The organism is Streptomyces sp. A5-4 (genome assembly GCF_051131715.1).
Lineage (GTDB): Bacteria > Actinomycetota > Actinomycetes > Streptomycetales > Streptomycetaceae > Streptomyces.
On record NZ_CP178591.1, the window covers coordinates 6460385 to 6481733 of the forward strand.

The 21349-nt window shown below is 71.7% G+C and carries 14 protein-coding genes; 8 read left to right on the forward strand and 6 right to left on the reverse strand.

The window, feature by feature from the left end:
- Nucleotides 1-2 precede the first annotated feature (2 nt).
- The 8 genes from nusA (at nucleotide 3) to ACLLJJ_RS30385 (ending at nucleotide 11529) form a co-directional block, all read left to right on the forward strand.
- Nucleotides 3-1004 (forward strand): transcription termination factor NusA, encoded by a 1002-nt coding sequence (gene nusA, locus ACLLJJ_RS30350; RefSeq protein ID WP_434597249.1) that lies wholly within the window; start codon nucleotides 3-5, stop codon nucleotides 1002-1004.
- A 75-nt stretch (nucleotides 1005-1079) separates the two neighbouring features.
- The gene (locus ACLLJJ_RS30355; RefSeq protein ID WP_434597251.1) at nucleotides 1080-1367 is read left to right on the forward strand and encodes a YlxR family protein; all 288 of its coding nucleotides are present in this window, start codon (nucleotides 1080-1082) and stop codon (nucleotides 1365-1367) included.
- Nucleotides 1368-1514: 147 nt separating this feature from the next.
- A complete protein-coding gene (gene infB / locus ACLLJJ_RS30360) occupies nucleotides 1515-4661 on the forward strand; it encodes a translation initiation factor IF-2 (protein WP_434597254.1) in 3147 nt (1048 codons plus the stop codon).
- A gap of 152 nt (nucleotides 4662-4813) precedes the next feature.
- Nucleotides 4814-5107 carry a DUF503 domain-containing protein gene (locus ACLLJJ_RS30365; protein ID WP_283515848.1) on the forward strand — a complete coding sequence of 98 codons (294 nt, stop codon included), beginning with the start codon at nucleotides 4814-4816 and terminating at the stop codon, nucleotides 5105-5107.
- Nucleotides 5108-5134: 27 nt separating this feature from the next.
- Complete coding sequence (gene rbfA, locus ACLLJJ_RS30370; RefSeq protein WP_347125730.1) at nucleotides 5135-5587, forward strand: 30S ribosome-binding factor RbfA; 453 nt, start codon at nucleotides 5135-5137, stop codon at nucleotides 5585-5587.
- Nucleotides 5584-6483, forward strand: a complete 900-nt coding sequence (gene truB / locus ACLLJJ_RS30375; protein WP_434597257.1) for a tRNA pseudouridine(55) synthase TruB — start codon at nucleotides 5584-5586, stop codon at nucleotides 6481-6483. The genes rbfA and truB overlap by 4 nt, the downstream gene beginning before the upstream one ends.
- A gap of 239 nt (nucleotides 6484-6722) precedes the next feature.
- Nucleotides 6723-10535 (forward strand): trypsin-like peptidase domain-containing protein, encoded by a 3813-nt coding sequence (locus tag ACLLJJ_RS30380; protein WP_434597259.1) that lies wholly within the window; start codon nucleotides 6723-6725, stop codon nucleotides 10533-10535.
- A 43-nt stretch (nucleotides 10536-10578) separates the two neighbouring features.
- Complete coding sequence (locus ACLLJJ_RS30385) at nucleotides 10579-11529, forward strand: bifunctional riboflavin kinase/FAD synthetase (RefSeq protein ID WP_434597261.1); 951 nt, start codon at nucleotides 10579-10581, stop codon at nucleotides 11527-11529.
- 135 nt (nucleotides 11530-11664) lie between these two features.
- On the opposite strand, the gene ACLLJJ_RS30390 is transcribed toward ACLLJJ_RS30385, so the two are convergent.
- The 6 genes from ACLLJJ_RS30390 to ACLLJJ_RS30415 form a co-directional block, all read right to left on the reverse strand.
- On the reverse strand, nucleotides 11665-12660 hold the full coding sequence (locus ACLLJJ_RS30390) for an ABC transporter ATP-binding protein (protein WP_434597263.1): 996 nt from the start codon (nucleotides 12658-12660) through the stop codon (nucleotides 11665-11667).
- Nucleotides 12661-12896: 236 nt separating this feature from the next.
- Nucleotides 12897-13886, reverse strand: coding sequence for an ABC transporter ATP-binding protein (locus ACLLJJ_RS30395; protein ID WP_434597265.1), 990 nt, complete (start codon nucleotides 13884-13886; stop codon nucleotides 12897-12899).
- A complete protein-coding gene (locus ACLLJJ_RS30400) occupies nucleotides 13883-14821 on the reverse strand; it encodes an ABC transporter permease (RefSeq protein WP_434597267.1) in 939 nt (312 codons plus the stop codon). Before ACLLJJ_RS30400 ends, ACLLJJ_RS30395 begins: the two co-directional genes overlap by 4 nt.
- The gene (locus ACLLJJ_RS30405) at nucleotides 14818-15888 is read right to left on the reverse strand and encodes an ABC transporter permease (RefSeq protein ID WP_434597269.1); all 1071 of its coding nucleotides are present in this window, start codon (nucleotides 15886-15888) and stop codon (nucleotides 14818-14820) included. The genes ACLLJJ_RS30400 and ACLLJJ_RS30405 overlap by 4 nt, the downstream gene beginning before the upstream one ends.
- A gap of 3 nt (nucleotides 15889-15891) precedes the next feature.
- Nucleotides 15892-17745, reverse strand: coding sequence for an ABC transporter substrate-binding protein (locus ACLLJJ_RS30410; protein ID WP_434597271.1), 1854 nt, complete (start codon nucleotides 17743-17745; stop codon nucleotides 15892-15894).
- Between the two features lie 219 nt (nucleotides 17746-17964).
- Nucleotides 17965-21318 (reverse strand): SCO5717 family growth-regulating ATPase, encoded by a 3354-nt coding sequence (locus tag ACLLJJ_RS30415; protein ID WP_434597273.1) that lies wholly within the window; start codon nucleotides 21316-21318, stop codon nucleotides 17965-17967.
- Nucleotides 21319-21349: the final 31 nt, after the last annotated feature.

Sequence of the window (21349 nt, forward strand, 5' to 3'; positions counted from 1 at the left end):
CCATGGATATCGACGTAAAGCTCCTGATGGGCTTGGCGAAAGAAAAGGAGATCTCCTTCGACCTGCTGGTCGAGGCGATCGAGTCGGCCCTCCTCATCGCCTACCACCGCACCGACGGAAGCCGCCGCCACGCGCGCGTGCGGCTCGACCGGGAGAACGGTCATGTGACGGTCTGGGCGAAGGAGGACCCGGCCGACCTCGAAGAGGGCCAGGAGCCCAAGGACTTCGACGACACCCCGTCCGACTTCGGCCGGATCGCCGCGAGCACCGCCAAGCAGGTCATCCTCCAGCGTCTGCGTGACGCGGCGGACGACCTCACCTTCGGCGAGTACGCGGGCCGCGAGGGCGACGTTGTCGCCGGTGTGGTGCAGCAGGGCAGGGACCCCAAGAACGTCCTGGTCGACATCGGCAAGCTGGAAGCCATCCTGCCGATCCAGGAGCAGGTCCCGGGCGAGGACTACAAGCACGGCCTGCGGCTGCGTACGTACGTCGTACGGGTGGCCAAGGGAGTGCGTGGCCCCTCCGTGACGCTGTCGCGCACCCACCCCAACCTGGTGCGTCAGCTCTTCGCGCTGGAGGTCCCGGAAATCGCGGACGGCTCGGTCGTCATCGAGGCGATCGCCCGCGAGGCCGGCCACCGCAGCAAGATCGCCGTACGGTCGACGCGGTCGGGCCTGAACGCCAAGGGCGCCTGCATCGGCCCGATGGGCGCTCGTGTGCGCAACGTCATGGCCGAGCTGCTCGGCGAGAAGATCGACATCGTGGACTGGTCGGACGACCCGGCCGAGATGGTCGCCAACGCCCTGTCGCCCGCCCGGGTCAGCAAGGTCGAGGTCGTGGACATGTCGGCCCGTTCCGCCCGCGTCATCGTGCCCGACTACCAGCTGTCACTGGCGATCGGCAAGGAGGGGCAGAACGCCCGTCTGGCCGCCCGGCTGACCGGCTGGCGGATCGACATCCGTTCCGACACCGAGCAGCCCTCGGACCAAGCGGACCAGGACTGAGGCAAAGTTCACGACAACAACCGTTCGATTTTTGCCCCATTGGGGTGAGGCCGCTACGGGGAGGTAGACTTCATAGTGTCTGGCCGGACGCATACCCGCGCATGCCCTGAGCGAACCTGTGTGGGGTGCCGGGAGCGAGCGGCCAAGAGCGATCTGCTGCGCATCGTGGTGATCGAGGGCGAATGTGTCCCTGATCAACGCGGTACGCTGCCCGGCCGGGGTGCGTACGTTCACCCCGCCTCTGTCTGCATCGCCCTGGCGGTCCGCCGCCGGGCGTTCGTCCGGGCCTTTCGGGGCCGGGCACCGCTCGACACCTCGGCGCTGAGCCGTTTCGTCGAGCAGGCGACACAGCAAGAACCGTAAGAAATGAACGGCACGGGTCTCCGTGCGGTCAGGTACCTCGCGAGTTGGAAGTAGGTCGAGATTGCGATGAGCACTCGATGAGTACGCGATGAGTACGCCCATGAAGTAGCGACGGTCCGGCGGTAACCCGGACCTAAAAGGAGCGAAGTGGCTAAGGTCCGGGTATACGAACTCGCCAAGGAGTTCGGTGTTGAGAGCAAGGTCGTCATGGCCAAGCTCCAAGAACTTGGTGAATTCGTCCGTTCGGCTTCCTCGACCATCGAGGCGCCGGTAGTACGTAAGTTGACTGACGCTTTGCAGGGCCCCGGCGGCAACGCCGCCAAGCCCGCCGCGAAGCCTGGCGCGCCCCGCAAGGCAGCGCCCGCCAAGCCGTCCCCGACGGCCCCCTCCGCCGAGGCCCCGGCCCAGGCGGCAGCACGTCCCGCGGGTCCCAAGCCCGGCATGCCGGCCCCCAAGCCGGCCGCCGCCGAGGCCCCGCAGGGCAACGCCCCCGAGACGTCCGCGCCGGCCGCAGGCCCGCGTCCGGGTCCCAAGCCCGCGCCGGTCAAGCCCACCCCGGCCCCGGTGCCCGTAGCCGAGTTCTCGGCTCCGGAGCCGGCCCAGCCCGCTGCGCCCGCGCAGCAGGCCCCGCGTCCCGCCGGTGCCACGCCCGGTCCGCGTCCCGCCGCGTCCCCTGCCCGTCCGGCTCCGGCCGCCGGTCAGCGTGACGGTGGCCGTGACGGCGGCGCCCCGCGTGACGACCGCCGCGGTGGCGAGCGTCCGGCCCGTCCCGCGGGCCAGCAGTCGCAGCCCGGACGGCCCGGCGGTGCACGCCCCGCGGGTCCCCGTCCCGGAAACAACCCGTTCACGTCCGGTGGCTCCACCGGCATGGCGCGTCCCGGCGCTCCCCGTCCCGGCGGCGCCCCGCGCCCCGGTGCTCCGGCGGCTCCCGGTGGCGCTCCGCGTCCGCAGAGTGGTCCCGGCGGCGCTCCGCGCCCGCAGGGCCAGGGCGGCGCTCGTCCGTCCCCCGGTGGCATGCCCCGTCCGCAGGGCGGCGCCCCGCGTCCGGGTGGTGCCCCCGCGGGCAACCGTCCGAACCCGGGCATGATGCCGACGCGTCCCGCGGCCGGTACGCCGCGTCCCGGTGGCGGCCCCGGCGGTGGCCGTGGTCCCGGTACCGGTGGCGCGGGTCGTCCCGGTGGCGGCGCTGGTGCGGGTCGCCCCGCAGGCGGCGGCTTCGCCGGTCGTCCGGCAGGTCCCGGTGGCGGTCGTCCCGGTGGTGGCGGCGGTTTCGCCGGCCGTCCCGGTGGCGGTGGCCCCGGTGGTGGCGGCGGTTTCGCCGGTCGCCCCGGTGGCGGTCGTCCCGGTGGTCCCAACGCACGTGGTGGAACGCAGGGCGCCTTCGGCCGTCCCGGTGGTCCCGCGCGTCGTGGCCGCAAGTCGAAGCGTCAGAGGCGCCAGGAGTACGAGGCCATGCAGGCCCCGTCCGTGGGCGGCGTGATGCTGCCGCGTGGCCAGGGCCAGACGGTCCGGCTGTCGCGTGGTGCCTCCCTCACCGACTTCGCGGAGAAGATCAACGCCAACCCGGCGTCGCTCGTCGCCGTGATGATGAACGTCGGCGAGATGGTGACGGCCACCCAGTCCGTCTCCGACGACACCCTGCAGCTCCTCGCGAACGAGATGAACTACGTTCTCGAGATCGTCAGCCCGGAGGAAGAGGACCGCGAGCTTCTCGAGTCCTTCTCCATCGAGTTCGGTGAGAACGAGGGCGGCGAGGAGATGCTCGTCTCCCGTCCGCCGGTCGTGACCGTCATGGGTCACGTCGACCACGGTAAGACCCGCCTCCTCGACGCCATCCGCAAGACGAACGTCGTCGCGGGCGAGGCCGGTGGCATTACGCAGCACATCGGTGCGTACCAGGTCGCCACCGAGGTCAACGGTGAAGAGCGCGCCATCACCTTCATCGACACCCCCGGTCACGAGGCGTTCACCGCCATGCGTGCCCGTGGTGCGAAGTCCACCGACATCGCGATCCTGGTGGTCGCGGCGAACGACGGTGTGATGCCGCAGACGATCGAGGCGCTGAACCACGCCAAGGCGGCCAACGTGCCGATCGTGGTCGCGGTCAACAAGATCGACGTCGAGGGTGCCGACCCGGTCAAGGTGCGCGGTCAGCTCACCGAGTTCGGTCTGGTGGCGGAGGAGTACGGCGGCGACACGATGTTCGTCGACATCTCCGCACGGCAGGGCCTCAACATCGAGAGCCTGCTGGAGGCCGTGGTCCTCACCGCGGACGCCTCGCTCGACCTCCGTGCGAACGCGGAGATGGACGCGCAGGGTATTGCCATCGAGGCTCACCTCGACAAGGGCCGCGGCGCAGTCGCCACCGTCCTCGTCCAGCGCGGAACGCTCCGCGTCGGTGACACGATGGTCGCCGGTGACGCGTACGGCCGCGTCAGGGCGATGCTCGACGACAACGGCAACAACGTCGAGGAAGCGGGTCCGTCGACCCCCGTCCTGGTCCTGGGTCTCACCAACGTCCCGGGCGCGGGCGACAACTTCCTCGTCGTCGAAGAGGACCGTACGGCGCGTCAGATCGCCGAGAAGCGTGCGGCGCGTGAGCGCAACGCGGCCTTCGCCAAGCGCACCCGCCGGGTGTCCCTCGAGGACCTCGACTCGGTGCTCAAGGCCGGTCTCATTCAGGACCTCAACATCATCATCAAGGGCGACGCGTCCGGTTCGGTGGAGGCTCTCGAGGCCTCGCTGCTCCAGCTCGACGTCGGCGAAGAGGTCGAGATCCGGGTTCTGCACCGCGGTGTGGGTGCGGTCACCGAGTCCGACATCGACCTGGCGATGGGCTCCGACGCCATCGTCATCGGCTTCAACGTCCGTGCGGCCGGTCGCGCCGCGCAGATGGCGGAGCGCGAGGGCGTCGACGTTCGCTACTACTCGGTGATCTACCAGGCCATCGAGGAGATCGAGGCAGCCCTCAAGGGGATGCTCAAGCCGGAGTACGAAGAGGTCGAGCTCGGTACGGCGGAGATCCGAGAGGTCTTCCGCTCGTCCAAGCTGGGCAACATCGCCGGTGTTCTCATCCGCTCGGGCGAGGTCAAGCGCAACACGAAGGCGCGACTCGTCCGCGACGGCAAGGTCGTGGCCGAGGACCTCAACATCCAGGGTCTGCGCCGCTTCAAGGACGACGTCACCGAGATCCGCGAAGGGTTCGAGGGTGGTATCAACCTCGGCAACTTCAACGACATCAAGATCGACGACGTCATCGCGACGTATGAGATGCGGGAGAAGCCGCGCGGCTGATCCGCACAGCTGATCCGTACAGCGTCGGTCGGGGCCGGTCGCCGGAGCGTTATTTCCGTCGATCGGCCCCGGCCGTTGCGTGTACGGTTCTTGTGTCCCTGCCAAGCCCTGGCGGGGACACGAACCCGCACCGGCGGGACATCCGGACACACATGTATGTGGGGACACTGTCCTTCGATCTGCTCCTCGGCGACGTACGGTCGTTGAAGGAGAAGCGCTCCATCGTCCGCCCGATCGTCGCCGAGCTGCAGCGCAAATTCGCAGTGAGCGCGGCGGAAGTCGGGGACCAGGACCTTCACCGCAGGGCCGAGATCGGCCTGGCGGTGGTGTCCGGGGAGACGGGGCATCTCACAGACGTACTGGACCGGTGCGAGCGAATGATCGCCGCCCGGCCCGAGGTGGAGCTGCTGTCGGTTCGACGGCGGCTGCACGGCGACGAAGACTGAAATGAAAGCGAAAGAGGAGACGGACCGGTGACCGACAAAGCGCGGGCCCGCAAGCTGGCCGACCGCATCCAGGTCGTGGTCGCGGAGACCCTGGACCGGCGTATCAAGGATCCGCGGCTGGGCTTCGTGACCATCACGGACGCCCGGGTCACCGGTGACCTGCGGGAGGCCACGGTCTTCTACACGGTCTACGGCGACGAAGAGGAGCGCACAGCCTCGGCGGAGGCGCTGGAGAGTGCCAAGGGCGTGCTGCGCTCCGAGGTCGGCCGGCAGACCGGGGTGCGGCACACGCCGTCCCTTGCCTTCGTCCTGGACGCCCTGCCGGACAACGCGCGCACCATGGAGGACCTCCTCGACAAGGCGCGTGCCAAGGACGCCGAGGTGCGCGAGGTGTCGACCGGCAAGACGTACGCCGGGGACGCCGACCCGTACCGCAAGGACGAAGAGGACGACGAGACCGAGGACGAAACCGCGGAATGAAGCGTTCCACCACGACGCCGGACGGCCTTGTCATTGTCGACAAGCCGTCCGGCTTCACTTCGCACGACGTAGTCGCCAAGATGCGCGGGATCGCCAAGACCCGGCGCGTCGGCCATGCGGGCACCCTCGACCCGATGGCCACGGGGGTGCTCGTCCTCGGCATCGAGAAGGCCACCAAGCTGCTCGGCCACCTCGCACTGACCGAGAAGGAGTACCTCGGTACGATCCGGCTCGGCCAGTCCACCATCACGGACGACGCGGAGGGCGGGATAATCGCCTCCGTCGACGCCTCCGGGGTGCGCCGGGAAGGCATCGACGCGGGTGTCGCCGCGCTGAGCGGCGCGATCATGCAGGTGCCGTCCAAGGTCAGCGCCATCAAGATCGACGGCAAGCGGTCGTACTCGCGGGTGCGCGAGGGCGAGGAGTTCGAGATCCCGGCCAGGCCGGTCACGGTCTCGTCCTTCCAAGTGCACGACGTGCGCGAGGCGGTGGCCGAGGACGGGACGCCCGTCGTCGACCTGATCGTCTCGGTGGTCTGCTCCTCCGGTACGTACATCCGCGCCCTCGCCCGTGACCTCGGCGCCGGGCTCGGCGTCGGCGGACACCTGGCCGCGCTGCGGCGCACCAGGGTCGGCCCGTACGGGCTCGACGCGGCGAAGACACTGGACCAGCTCCAGGCGGACTTCGCGGTCATGCCGATCGCGGACGCCGCCGCGGCGGCCTTCCCGCGCTGGGACGTGGACGAGAAGCGGGCGGGCCTGCTGACGAACGGCGTTCGGCTCGACATGCCGTCGTACGAGACCAGCCCGGTCGCCGTCTTCGACCCCGAGGGGCGCTTCCTCGCCCTGGTCGAGGAGAGCCGCGGCAAGGCGAAGAGCCTCGCGGTCTTCGGCTGACCCGCCTACGACGCGGCCCACGCGGCGGGCCCCGTCGTGGAGCGGACAGCCCCCCCGGCCGCCCGCTCCACGATCCCCCTCGGAAGGGGTCTGTCCACCCGGCCCCGCGGATTCACCCCAATGGGCAGGCGCTCGGAGTGAATGGAGGGTGCACTGGGGGGCGCTTTCGCTGTGCGTCCTTCTCCTGCTGATCACTGGCGACCTACCGTCGGGAAGTACGGGGCGGCGGGAGGTCGGCGATGGCGGTACGGGATGTGCCGGTGTCGCCGGTCACACTGGTGCGGATCTGCGACCTGGCGGGACGCCCGCGCGGGACCGGATTCGTCGCGGACGACCGGGGCACCGTCATCACCAGCCACGAGGCCGTCGACGGCCTGACCCGCGTCGTGCTGCACGCGCCGGGCGAGCGGACCTGCCTCGCCGAGGCCGACGAGATCACGCCGCTTCCCGAGATGGATCTCGCGCTGGTGCGCACCGAGGGGCTCGGCGTGCGGCCGGTACCGGTCACCGCCCGGGACGGCGTCGAGACGGGGACGTACGTACGACTGGTGGCGGACGGCTGGCGCGACGCACGCGTCCTCGGCCCGGCCTCGGTCACCTACACGGCCACCGACCGCTTCCATCTGGTGGACTGCGCCGTGGAGTTGGCGATCGGGACGGCAGGCAGCGACGCGCTGCGGCTCGGCGGAGAGGCCACCGGCGGTCCCGTGGTCGACGCCGGGACCGGTGCGGTGCTCGCCGTACTCGGCACCGCGCTGCAGTCCGGGCGCCGGGGAGCGGGCTTCGCCGTGCCCCTGCGGGAAGCCGCCGCCACCGACCCGCACGGGCCGCTGGCGGAGCTGCTGCGACGCAACGCGGCGACCGTCCCCGGCTACGGGCGCGACCTCAACCTCGCGGGCGCGCTCCAGCTCACCGCGACCTGCGTCGGATCCGTCGGCGGGCCGAGCAACCGGCGGGATCCGGTCGAACGACCCGACGTCACCCGGGAGTTCGTGTCCTTCGAGGCGTCCGACGACTCCCTGGTGCTCGGTCTGGTCGGTGATCCGGGGAGCGGACGCACGACGGAGCTGGCCGCGCTGGCCGCCCGGCGGGCCCAAGGCGCCGAACCGGCCCCGACGCTGTGGCTGCGCGGCGCCGATCTGCGGGCCGGCGACCGGTCGGTCGCGGACGCGATGGCGCGCGCCCTGCGGCAGGCCGGGCGGATCGTCGCCGCCTCGGGGGAGCGGGACGACCCGGCGCCGGCCACCCCCGAGCGCGTCGCACGGCTGGCCTGCGACGCCGGCCGGCCGCTGCTTGTGCTCCTCGACGGCCCCGAGGAGATGCCGCCCGCGCTCGCGCACCGGCTGCCCGAATGGGCTGCGGGGACGGCGAGTTGGCTGCGGACCGCCGGGGTGCGGCTGGTCGTCGCCTGTCGCCCCGAGCACTGGGAGCAGGCCGGCGAGCTGTTCCCGCGCGGGGCGCTGCACCGGCCCGGACGCCCGGCGCGCCGGCTGCCCGCGGCCGTCCGCGTCGGTGACCTGTCGGCGCGCCAGGCGCAGCGGGCCCGCAAGCGGTACGGCATCGGGGACACGGCGCTCGCGCAGCGCGACGCCCGGCATCCGCTGACACTGCGGCTGCTGGCGGAGGTGCGGGACGCGCTGCCCGAGGACGTCGGGGGACGGCCGGGCCGCGACGAGGTGTTCGCCGCGCACCTGGACCTGATGTGCCTGCGGGTCGCGGTGCGGCTGGCGGCGGCGGCCCGGCCCTCGCCGCGGGGCACGGCGGTCAGGCGGCTGGCGGCGCGGGTCTCGGGACAGGTGCACGAGGCGGCGCGGCGCTGCCTGGGGCCGGGGCAGGGCGAGTTGGACCGCGAATCCTTCGAGGAGATCTTCCCGTGGCGTACGGGGTGGGCGTCCGCGGTGCTGACGGAGGGGCTGCTGGTGCCCGCGGGCGGTGGATACCGGTTCGCCCATGAGGAGTTCGCGGACTGGTTGCAGGGCGCGCATCTCGACGTCGACGTCGCGCTGCACGCCCTGGTCCACCGCGAGCGCGATGACCTGCCCGGCGCCCGCGACGACTCGGATCCGGGCGTGGGCTCCGCACCGGGCACCGCGCGGGCCCCGGTCCGCCTCCCGTCACGCCCGGCCGCGAGCCCGCGGCCGGGCCCGCCGCACGTGCCGCCGCCGCCGGGCTCGCACGCCGACACGGGCATCGCGGGAGAGGCCGACGGCCCGCGTTCCCTGCCGGTGCCGCGGCACCGCATCGGCCCGGTCGTCCAGGCGCTGTTGCTGCTGGGCCGCGACCACGGCCCGGCCGCGCTGACCCGCAGGCTGGAGGGCCTGATCGACGCGCTCGACAGTCTGAAGTCCCGGCCGAACCCGGCGACGGAGGCCGTCGTCCCAGCGGCTCCGGCCCCGGCAAAGGCCCGTGAACCAGCGGCTGGGGGACCGGCGGAGACCGGCGCCCCCACACCTGTCGGATCTGCCGGCACCCGCGATCCAGTGGCTGGGGGGCCGGTCGCCACGCGCACGGGCGACGCCTGCTGGTGGGCCGCCCATCTGCTCGGGGAGGCCCTGCTGCGCGTGGTCGACACCGAGTCGCACCTGCCCGTCCTGCGCCACCTCGCCGACCGTGTCACCGGCCGCTCCCTCCGTGAGGGCGGGCCCGAACACCTCGGCGGATTCGCCGAGTTCGGGCCCTGGTTCTGGGAGGCGCTGCGGGTGGAAGAGGCGGAGCGCGTCGATCTGCTGCGCCGGCTGGTGCCCGCGGACGGGGCACCGGGCGGCTCCGCCCCGCAGGAGCGGTATCTGGACGCCGTCGCGCGGCTGCTCGCCGACGGGCCCGGGAACGTACAACCGCTGCTGTGCCGCTGGTTCGACGACGAGCGCCCGCTGCCCGCGGCGGACGGCGCCGCCGTACGGCCCACCGTCGCCGGGGCCGCCCAGGCGCTGCTGTACGCGCGCCGCGAGCTGGCCATCGACGATCTGACCGAGACCCTCGTCGACTGCGCGCACCCCCGCGCCGACGAGCTCCTCGCCGCCCTCGCCGAGGACGAGCCCTCCGCGCTCTGCCGGGCCGTCGACCGCTGGGCCCACGACGCCGAACGGCCGGACAGGCGGGTCGCGGCGGCGGCCTACGGGCCGGCCACCGCCCCGCACGTGACGTCCGAAGCCGACTTCGAGCTGCTGCGGTACGCCGCGCTCTCGCTGCTGGCCCGGCCGGCCGACGCCACCCTGCACGGGCGGGCGCTCGCCCTGCTCGTACGCGATCCGCACACCAGGTCCCAGTACCTGCCCGAAGCGCTCGCGGCGTTCGCCGCCGACGAACCGCAGCTGCCCGCGAGTGCCCTCACCACGGCGCTCCTCACCCACCCCGAGCCCGTGCTCGCCGCCTTCCAGGCGCGCCTCGCGCGAGGGGGCGAGCCCGCCGGGGAGGTGCTGCGCGCCCTCGCCGACGTCAACACGCCCGCGCTGGCCCGCCGCGCCGCCGCGCTCGTCCGGGAGTACGTCGACCGCAGCCCCGAGGGCGCCGCCCACGCCGCGGCGTACGTGGACCGACGCATGGAGCACGGCCCCGCCTGCAGGGCCGTGCTCTTTCCCCTGGTCACCAGCCTGCTGCGAGGCCGCCCCGTCCAGGTGCGGCGCGCCCTGGCCCCGGTGCTCGCCGCGCCCGGCAGCCGGGCCTCGCGTCCGCTGCGGGCCGAGCTGCTCGACGTACTGATGGAGTACGAGCAGTACGAGGCCAGGGACCTGGCCGTGCTCGACGCGCTGCTGTGTGCCGCCGCGCTCGGCGCCGGGAGCAGGGCCGAGGCCCGGACCCGGGACCTGGTGCATCGCACCGGGCTGCTCCTCGTCCGTACCCCCGAGGGCGCGACCTGCTTCGACCGGCGGCTGGTCGAGCTGGCCCGCGAGGTGCCCGGCTTCGCCGCGCTGGTCGCCGGCTGGCTGGCCGAGGCGCCGCAGGAATGGGCGGTGGTGATCGGACCGAGCGCCCGCCGGACGGTCGAGACCCTCAGCGACCCCATGCCGATGCGAGCCGCAGGCGTCGGGCATGGCAGTCTTAGGCCTGCGTAAGAGTCAATCCCACGTACACAGTTTCGGGCGAGGAGCGGTCACAGTGCAGCGCTGGCGTGGCTTGGAGGACATCCCCCAGGACTGGGGACGCAGCGTCGTCACCATCGGCTCCTACGACGGTGTGCACCGTGGACACCAGTTGATCATCGGCCGGGCGGTGGACCGCGCCCGCGAGCTGGGCCTCCCGTCGGTCGTCGTCACCTTCGACCCGCACCCCAGCGAGGTGGTACGCCCCGGCAGCCACCCGCCGCTGCTGGCTCCGCACCACCGCCGCGCCGAACTGATGGCCGACCTGGGCGTGGACGCGCTGCTGATCCTTCCCTTCACGACCGAGTTCTCGACGCTGTCACCGGCCGAGTTCATCGCGAAGGTGCTGGTCGACAAGTTGCACGCGCGCGCCGTCATAGAGGGTCCCAACTTCCGCTTCGGGCACCGGGCGGCGGGCAATGTGGCGTTGCTGTCCGAGCTCGGGCCGACCTACGACTACGAGGTCGAGGTCGTCGACCTGTATGTGCGCGGCGAGGCGGGCGGCGGCGAGCCGTTCTCCTCCACGCTGACCCGGCGGCTCGTCGCCGAGGGCGATGTGGAGGGCGCCATGGAGATCCTGGGCCGTCCGCACCGCGTCGAGGGCATCGTGGTGCGCGGTGCGCAGCGCGGGCGCGAGCTCGGTTACCCGACCGCGAACGTCGAGACGCTGCCGCACACCGCGATCCCCGCCGACGGGGTGTACGCGGGCTGGCTGACCGCGGACGGCGAGACGATGCCCGCCGCGATCTCGGTCGGCACGAACCCGCAGTTCGACGGCACGGAGCGGACGGTCGAGGCGTACGCCATCGACCGGGTGGGCCTCGACCTGTACGGGCTGCATGTCGCCGTCGACTTCCTCGCGTACGTACGCGGCATGGAGAAGTTCGAGTCGATCGACGCGCTCCTGGTGGCCATTGGCGCCGATGTGAAGCGTGCGACCGAGCTCATCGGGGCGTACGCGGGCTGATCGGCACTCCGTTCGGATCGGCCACGAGGAAGTGCCGCCGACCGAAGTCCTCGCTGCGCGGCGGGACGATCACCCCGCAGATGCTTGAGGCGCTGCGGGTGCGGCTGTCGGGGCGGGCCGAGCCGCAGCGCCGGGCTAGACGGCCGGTGTCGGTGCGTCCGCCGCCGCCCAGTGGCAGGCGACCTGCGTCTCGTCGCCGCCGGTCAGCACGGGCAGCGGCTTCGTACGGCACGCGGAGTCGACGCCGGCCCGCGCGGCCTCGCCGGACGCGAGGATCTGGCACCGGGCGTGGAAGCGGCAGCCGCCCGGGATGCGGGACGGGTCCGGCGGTTCGCCGGTGAGGATGACCGGCTGCTCACCGGATTCCGGCAGTACCGACAACAGTGCCTGGGTGTACGGGTGCTGAGGGACCGTCAGTACTCGCTCCGCGGGGCCGGTCTCCACGATCCGGCCCAGATACATCACCGCCACGCGGTCGGCGATGTTCCAGGCCAGACCGAGATCGTGGGTGACCACCAGTGCGGACAGGCCCAGTTCGTCGCGCAACGACAGCAGGAGCGCCAGGATCTCACCTCGCACGGACGCGTCCAGCGAGGCCACCGGCTCGTCGGCGACGATGAGTTCGGGATCGAGGACGAGCGCACCCGCGATGACGACGCGCTGGCGCTGGCCGCCGGAGAGCTCGTGCGGGTACCGCAGGAAGAAACGCTCGGGCGGTCGCAGCCCGGCGCGGGACAACGCCCCGGCGACGGCCTCCCGCTCGTCACCCGGGCACCCGTGGATGCGCAGCCCCTCGGACACCGCGTCGTACACGGTGTGGCGGGGGTTGAGTGACCCGCTCGGGTCCTGGAGGACGAGCTGTACGCGCTTGCGGTACGCCTTCAGGGCCCGTGAGCGGTAGTCCAGTGGCCGGCCGCCGAAGGTGATGGCGCCCGAGGTGGGCGGCACCAGGCCGAGCAGGCTCCGGGCAAGGGTGGTCTTGCCGCACCCGGACTCGCCGACCAGCGCGACGATTTCACCGGGACGGATGTCGAGGTCGACGCCGTCTACGGCGCGGGCGGCGGGGGCGCCGCGGCGACCGGGAAAGGTGACGTGCAGGCCGGCGGCGGAGAGGAGAGGCGTGGCGCTCATGTCTGGCGACTCCGGGGTGGGGTGGGTGCGGACGGGTGGGGGAGTGCGGGTGCGACTGCGGCGGGCCGTTCCCCCGCCCGGCCCCTGGCCCCGGACTCCCGGGACGCGCCGGGGCGTGGTCTCAAGCGCCGGACGGGCTGAAGTGGCCCGGCGTTCTCAGCCCGTCCGGCGCTCGCGGGCCTGGGCCCGGCGAGGAGCTCCGGTCGCGGGAAGGGGCGGGCAGGGGAAAGCCCCCGTCACGACGACCGCGCCGCCGCCGCGTCCACATGTACGCAGGCCGCCCGCCGCCCCGCCCCCGCCACCCGCAACACCTGGTCCTCCGTCGTGCACACCTCCAGCGCGACCGGGCACCGCGGATGGAACGTACAGCCGCCCGGCAGGTCGGACGGATCCGGCGGATCACCCGGCAGCCCCCGCGGCGCCCGCCGCGAGGCCGGGTCGCCGATCCGGGGGAACGCCGCGGACAGGGCCACACCGTAGGGGTGCCGCGCCTCGGCGAACACCTGCTGAGCCGGGCCCTCCTCGACGATCCGCCCCGCGTACATGACGGCGAGCCGGTCGCACGTGTCGGCCAGCACCGACAGATCGTGGCTGATCATCAGCAGGCTGATGTCCTGGTCGGCCACCAACTGCTCGATCAGCCGCAGGATCTGAGCCTGGATCATCACATCGAGCGCGGTGGTCGGTTCGTCGGCGATGATCAGCCGGGGAGCACAGGCCAGCGCCATCGCGATCATCACCCGCTGCCGCTGCCCGCCGGACAGCTCGTGCGGGTAGGCCTCGGCGCGCGAGCCCGGCAGCCCCACCTGCTCCAGCAGCCCGGCGACCCGCTTGCGCGCGGCGCCCGGGGTGGACTTCTGGTGCAGCACGATCGGCTCCGCGATCTGGTCCCCGACCCGGTGCACCGCGTTGAGCGAGTGCATCGCGCCCTGGAAGATGATCGAGGCCCCCGCCCACCGCACGGCCCGCAGCCTGCCCCACTTCATGGTGAGGACGTCCTCACCGTCGAGCAGGATCTCGCCACTGACCCGGGCGGAGGCGGGCAGCAGCCGCAGCAGCGCGAGCGCCAGCGTCGACTTTCCGCAGCCGGACTCGCCCGCGATGCCCAGCTTCTGCCCGGCGTCGACGCTCAGGTCCACACCGCGTACGGCCCGGGTCCCCGCGCCGTATGTGACGTGCAGGTCCTTCACTTCGAGCAGCGGACTCCGGGTGATCGGCGCGCTCAACGGGTGGCCCCCAGCTTCGGATTGAGTACGGACTCGACGGCGCGCCCGCAGAGCGTGAAGGCGAGCGCGACGACCGCGATGGCGATGCCGGGCGGCGCCAGGTACCACCAGTGGCCCGAGCTGACCGCACCCGCCTCCCGCGCGTCCTGGAGCATGCCGCCCCACGAGACGACGTTCGGGTCGCCGAGGCCGAGGAAGGCCAGTGTCGCCTCGGTGAGAATGGCGTTGGAGATGCCGAGCGTGGTCTGCGCGAGGACCAGCGGCATGACATTGGGCAGCACATGGCGGCTCATGATGTGGCTGTGGCCGCCGCCGAGCGCCGTCGCCCGCTCGATGTAGGGACGCGACTCGACGGCGAGGGTCTGCGCCCGCACCAGACGGGCCGTCGTCGGCCAGCTGGTGACGCCGATCGCCAGGATCACCGTCCACACACTGCGTGACATCACGGTGGCCAGCACGATCGCGAGCACCAGGGTCGGCATCACGAGGAACCAGTCGGTGATCCGCATGAGCACGGTCGAGAACCAGCCCCCGAAGTGCCCGGAGATGATGCCGACAAGCGTACCGATGGCCACCGACAGTGCGGCGGCCAGCAGGCCCACAGTGAGCGAGATCCGCGCGCCCCAGATCAGCAGCCCGAGCAGGGAACGCCCGAACTGGTCGGTTCCGAGCGGGAATTCACCGCTCGGTGACTCCAGTGCGGTGCCGGGCGCGTTCGTCACACTCTGCACGTCCCCGCCGACAAGCAGCGGCGCCGCGAGTGCGATGAGGGCGATCACCACCAGGGCGCAGAGCCCCAGAAGTCCGGCCCGCTGCTTGCGGTACGAGCGCCAGAACCGGGCCACGGAGTGCCGGCGCCGTACCCAGGCCAGGGAGCGGGCCGTGGCGGGTGCCTTCTCCGTAGTGTCTTCGGCAGGTTTCTTCGCGGTCGTCATCGGCCCACCCGGGGATCGAGCAGCGGATAGAGCAGGTCGGCGAGGAGATTCATGACGATCATCGCTCCGGCGAACACCACGAAGAGCCCCTGCACCAACGGCAGATCGGGCACGCTCAGCGCCTGGTAGAAGAGCCCGCCGAGCCCCGGCCAGGAGAAGACGGTCTCGACGAGGATCGAACCGGCCGCCACGTGACCCAGGTTGATGAAGACCATGGTGACGGTGGGCAGCAGGGCATTGGGTACGGCGTGCCGGCGCCGCACCGCGTCGTCGCGCAGCCCCTTGGCGCGCGCCGTCGTGAGGTAGTCGCTGCCCATTTCGTCGAGCAGCGAAGACCGCATGACCAGCAGGGTCTGCGCGTACCCGACGGCGACCAAAGTGAGCACCGGGAGCACCAGGTGGTGCGCGACATCGACGACGTACGCGATTCCGGTCTCGTCGCCCGACTCCATGCCACCGGTCGGGAACATCCCGGGGATCGGCCCGATGCCCACCGAGAACGTGATGATCAGCAGCAGGCCGAGCCAGAAGGACGGCACGGACCACAGGGTCAGTGCGACCCCCGTGCTGATCTTGTCGCCGAGCCCGCCGTGCCGCCACGCCGAGCGCGTGCCGAGCCACAGGCCGAGCATCGAGTAGATGACGACGGCGACCCCGGTCAGCAGCAGCGTCGCGGGCAGCTTCTCGATGATCAGATCGCTGACGGGCGCGTGGAACTGGTACGAAGTGCCGAGGTCGCCGGTGAGCGCTTTGCCGCAGTAGTCGGTGAACTGCTGCCACACCGGCAGATCGAGACCGAACTGGGCGCGCAGCGAGGCGAGTTGCTCTGCGGACACCTGACGGCCCTGGGTCATGGTGCGCACCGGGTCGCCCGGCAGGATCCGGAACAGGAAGAAGCTGGTGACCAGGACGGCGAAGAGCGAGACGGCCGCGCCGCCCAGCTTCCCGGCGACGTACACCAGGTAGGCACCCGCGTTGCGGGCGCGGGGGCCCGAGGGGCCGGTCCGCACCTGGACCGGACCCTCGGCCGTCCCCTCCACGAGGGGGGTGGTACTCGCAGTGCTCATGGACTACTCACGGTCTTCCGCGGTGGAACGGCGGCGCAGGGCGAAGAAGATCCCGAGTCCGGCGGCGAGGACGACGGCCGCGCCGATACCGAAGAAGAGACCCGCGGAGGACCCGCTGTCCTCGTCGGAGCCCGCGCTGTCCGCCGGTACGGCCGACCACCAGCTCCAATACCCGTCCTGACCCCAGAGATTGCCCGCGGCCGAGGGCATTGTGGTGATCGACTTGATCTGGTCGGTACGGTACGCCTCGACGGCGTTCGGATATGCCATGACATTCATGTATTTGGTGTCGTACAGCCGCGACTGGAGCTGCTTGACCAGATCGGCGCGCTTCGTCTCGTCGTACTCGGCCGTCTGCTTCGCGTAGAGCTCGTCGAGCTTCTTGTCGCAGATGAAGTTGTCCGTGGAGCCGGTGTCCTTGGGCGTGGCGGGCAGCGCGCCGCACGTGTGGATGGAGAGGACGAAGTCGGGATCGGGGTTGACGGACCAGCCGTCGAAGGCCAGGTCGTACTCGCCGGCCAGCCACGGGTCGCTGACATTGTCGAGGCAGTCGACCTTGAGGCCGATGCCCAGCTCGCCCCACCACTCCTGCATGTACTTGCCGATGGCCTTGTCGTTCGGGTCCGTGGCGTGGCACAGGATGCGGAAGTCGAGGGCCTTGCCGTTCCTCCCGACGCGCTTCCCGGCGCCGTTCTTCCGGTAGCCCGCCTCGTCGAGGAGCTGAGCCGCCCTCGCCGGGTCGTAGTCGATCTTCTGGTCTCCGGCCGGTTGCCAGTAGTACGTCGAGAAGCGCGGCGGAATGTACCCTTCGCCCTCGACGGCGTGCCCCTGGAAGACCTTGTCGATGATGGTCTTGCGGTCGGTGGCCGCGAAGAGGGCCTCGCGGACCTTGGGGTCGAGCAGGGCCGGATTGCCGTTGCCGAACTTCTTGCCGTCCTTGGACCGGGCGCCCGGGTTGGTGGCGAGCGCGTAGAAGCGGCGGCCCGGCGCGTCGTTGACCTTGATGTTCTTGGCCTTGCCGAGGGCGGCTGCCTGGGCCGGGGTGAGGTTGGAAGCGAAGGACACCTCGCCCTTCTGGAGTGCGGCGACCGCGGCGTCACCGTCCTTGTAGTACTTCAGTACGAGCTCGTCGAACTTGGGCGCCCCGCGCCAGAACTGCTTGTTCGGCTTGAGCTTGACGTACTGGTCGACCTTGTAGTCGGTGAGGATGAACGGCCCGTTGCCGACGATCGGGAACTTCTTGTCGTTGTTGAACTTCGAGAAGTCCCCGACCTTCTCCCACACGTGCCGGGGCACGATCGGCACATCGAGCGCGGCCATGGTGGCCTGCGGCTTCTTCAGCTCGATGACCAGCTCGGTGGGGCTGGGGGCGGTGACCTTCTTGAAGTTCGCGACGAAGCTGCCGTTCGCGGTGGCGGCTCCTTCGTCGGTCATCATCTTGTTGAACGTCCAGGCGGCGTCCTCGGCGGTGGCCTGCTCGCCGTCGGACCACTTGGAGTTCTCGCGGATCGTGTACGTCCACGTCAGCTTGTCCGGTGACGGCTTCCAGGCGGTAGCCAGGCCGGGAATCGCGTGGTTGTCCTTGGCGTCGTAGTTCGTCAGGTACTCGTACACGAGCCGGTGGACGCTGGTGGAGACCAGTCTCTGGGCCAGGAACGGGCTGAGTGAGTCGACGCTCTGCGCGACCGCGACGGTCAGGGTCTGCTTGCCGTCGTCCCCGGCCGCGGCGGCCTGGCGCGGAGCGGGGTTGAGCGGTGTCGCGGCCGATGCGGCCAGGGCGAGGGCGGTGGCGCCCACGGCCAGAAGGGTTCGGATTCGGGGGCGTTGCCGGGTACTGCGCGCAATCTTTTTGACCATGGGACGGTGACCTCGCGTCATCACTCGCACGGGGAGGGCGGGTTGATCTCGGTGCGCCAGCTGGTGATGCGAAGGTTTATCAGCGTCGGTCCGGTTGCGTCAACGATGCTCAAAACCCGGTGTGTACTGCGGGAATGCCGTGCGAGTAGTGACAGGAATGACGAAGGGCCCACACCGCGGAGACGGTGTGGGCCCTCATTGGTCTATACCCTCGCAAGCCTACTGCTGAGGGGCTGGCGGAGCCTGTGGCGGCTGCTGGTGGGACGGTTGCCGGGTCTGCGGCTGGGGCCGGCCGTCGGGCGGGACGGGCCCCTGGAATTCGGGCTGACCCGGCTGACCCGGCTGCTGATTCTGGGCCGAATGAGGCGGCAGGCCCATCGGTTGGCCCGGCTGATACGGCTGGCCGGGCTGAATCTGCGGCGGGCCGGCGAGGTGCGCGGCCGGCTGACCGGGGGAGGGCTGCTGCTGCCAGCCCTGCGGTGGCTGCTGCGCGTGCGGTCCCTGCGGCTGTTGCTGCTGCTGGGGGTGGGGCTGCTGGACACCGTACGGCGGCTGCGGCTGCTGGTACTGCTGCTGCGGGTGGGGCTGCTGTGGTGCGTACGGCTGCTGCTGGCCGGGCATGGGCTGACCGGGTGCATGGTGACCCGGCATGGGCTGGCCCGGTGCCTGCTGTCCCGGTGCCTGCTGGGCCGGGACTTGCTGGCCTGGCAGCGGGGGCGCCTGGTGCGGTGGCGGGTTGCTGCCGTCGCCGGTCCACAGCCCCTGCTGCTGCTGAGCCCGTACGAAGTCCTCGGCGATCAGTGCGGAGAGGTGGAAGTACGACTCGCGCGTCTTCGGCCGCATCATGTCGAGATCGACCTCGGCGCCCGCCGCCAGATGCTCGTCGAACGGCACCACGACCACGCCGCGGCAGCGCGTCTCGAAGTGCTGCACGATGTCGTCGACCTTGATCATCTTTCCGGTCTCGCGGACCCCGGAGATGACGGTGAGGGAACGCGCGACCAGGTCGGCGTAACCGTGCGCGGAGAGCCAGTCGAGCGTGGTGCTCGCGCTGCTCGCGCCGTCCACCGACGGCGTGGAGACAATGATCAGCTGGTCGGCGAGGTCGAGCACGCCGCGCATCGCGCTGTAGAGCAGGCCGGTGCCGGAGTCGGTCAGGATGATCGGGTACTGCTTGCCGAGCACGCCGATCGCGCGCCGGTAGTCCTCGTCGTTGAACGCCGTGGAGACCGCCGGGTCGACGTCGTTGGCGATGATCTCCAGACCGGAGGGCGCCTGCGAGGTGAAGCGGCGGATGTCCATGTAGCTGTTGAGGTACGGGATCGCCTGGACCAGGTCACGGATGGTGGCCCCGGTCTCGCGCCGCACGCGGCGGCCGAGCGTGCCGGCGTCCGGGTTGGCGTCGATCGCCAGGATCTTGTCCTGCCGCTCGGTGGCCAGGGTCGCGCCCAGCGCGGTGGTCGTCGTGGTCTTGCCGACACCGCCCTTGAGGCTGATGACCGCGATCCGGTAGCAGGACAGGACGGGCGTACGGATCAGCTCCAGCTTGCGCTGGCGCTCGGCCTCCTCCTTCTTGCCGCCGATCTTGAAGCGGCCGCCGCCCGCGGAGTTGCGGCTGCTCTTGGGCTTCGGCTTGTTGTTGCGCAGCAGGCGGTCGGAGGACAACTCGACGGCGGCCGTGTAGCCGAGCGGGGCGCCGGGCACGGAGCGCTGCCGCTGGTCGTGCGCGACGGGCGTGGGCCAGGCGGCACCGGCGCGCGGGTCGACGGGGCCCTCCTGCTGCGGCATCTGCTGCTGTGGCTGGGCCTGTGCCTGCGGGTGGGCCTGTGCCTGGGCCCGCGGCTGGTGCGGAGGCTGCTGCTGTGCGGGCAGGTGTGGCTGGTGCGGCGCGACGGGTGCGGGCAGGTTGGACGCCGGTGCGCCGGGCTGCGCCTGCTGGGGGAAGCCGTAGCCGTCCTGCGGAGCCGGGGCCGGAGCCGGGGGCGTCGCAGTGCCGGGCTGGGGGAAGCCGTAGCCGTCCTGCGGAGCCTGCGGCTGCGAGGTCTGCTGGGCCTGCGACTGCGGTGCATTCGGGGCGCCGGGCTGCGGCTGCTGCGGGAACCCGTGGCCACCCTGCGGAGCGGGAGCCGGAGCGGAAGGCGTCGGTGCGCCGGGCTGAGGGAATCCGTACCCGGCCTGCGGGGGCTGCGGTGCCGGGGGCCGCGCGGCAGCTACGGGCGCACCGGGGTGCGGGAAGCCGTAGCCGTCCTGCGGAGAAAGCTGTGCCGGTGTCTGCGGCGGCAGGGGGGCTGCCGGAGCTGGTGCACCGGGCTGCGGGTAGGCATACCCACCCTGCGGGGCGCCCGACTGCGGGGAGCTCGACGCCTCGCTCGGCGGCGCCGGAGCAGGCGCCGGCGCCGGAGTGGTCCAGGCAGCCGGACCGCTCAGGGGCTGCGGAGCGGAAGGCTCGGCCGCCGGCGGCGTGACCGGCCACTGCGGGGCCGAAGCCGGCGCCGCAGCCTGGAACGCGGGGGGCAGTGGCGGCAGACCGTTCTGCGGTGCGGGCGGAGGCGACCAGGGCTGCGCCCCGGCGGGCGGGGTGTCCCGGGGCGCGTCGACGGGCGGGGCGTCCTGAGGAGCGGCGTCTTCGACCTCGCCGACGGGCACGAAGTCGGCCGGCTCCTCGGCACGTACGACGTCGTCCACGCCCACGTTCGTGAGGCCGACATCGGAGTCCTCGGAGCCTCCGACGCCTTCGGCGTCCCCATCCGTGGCCACCGTCGTAGGCACGGAGTCGGGTGTCCCGGCATCATCCGGTTCCGCGGCCTCAGCCGAGACGTCGGGCTCGGCCTCGTCCTCGGTCGCGACCTCGATGTCCGCGTCGGCCTCGTCGTCGTCCCCCATTGTGTCAGCGGAGGAGTTGTCGCTCCGAACCTCGGCGTCGGCCAACGGCTCCACGGAGGGGCCGGCGTCCGAACCCTCCACGTCGACCTGCCCGGCCTCACCGTCCGGGCCCTCCGGCGTCGACGAACTGTCCGTAATGTCGACCCCGTTGGCAGGTGCGGGCGCAGGCGTGACCACGTCGTCCCGACTCGACTCGGCGCTCCCGGCCCCCGCAGCTTCAGCGGCGGCACGCTCATGAATCTCGCGCTTCAGCGCGGCAGGGTTGAAGCGCATGGTGGCGCCGCTCTCCAGGTCACCGCCGCCGAAGGGATCCGGCGCTGCGGCCGGAGGGGCGACCGGAGGGGTGAAAGGAGCAGGCACGGAAGTGGGGGAGGGCGCGGGGGCAGCTGCGGGTGCCTGTGACGCCTGGGACGGCGGAGCCCAATTGGGCTCGAAGCCACTGCCCACAGGCAGGCCCGGCACCGCGATGGGACTCCCGGCCGGCGGCGGGGGAGGCGGCGTGGCGCTCTGGGGCGCAGGTGCGCTCGGTGTGCTTGCCGCACTCCCCGCACTCCCGGCCGCATTCTGCGTATACCAAGCAGGAGGGGTGTAGTCGATGGTGAACTCACCCGTCATCTCGGGCTCCGCGTCGGACTGATCGTCGGCGGGCGTGGTCCAGCCCCCGCGATTCTCGTTCCGCTCGCCGTTCACTTTGCCTCCTGATGTGGTCGAACACCCTCGT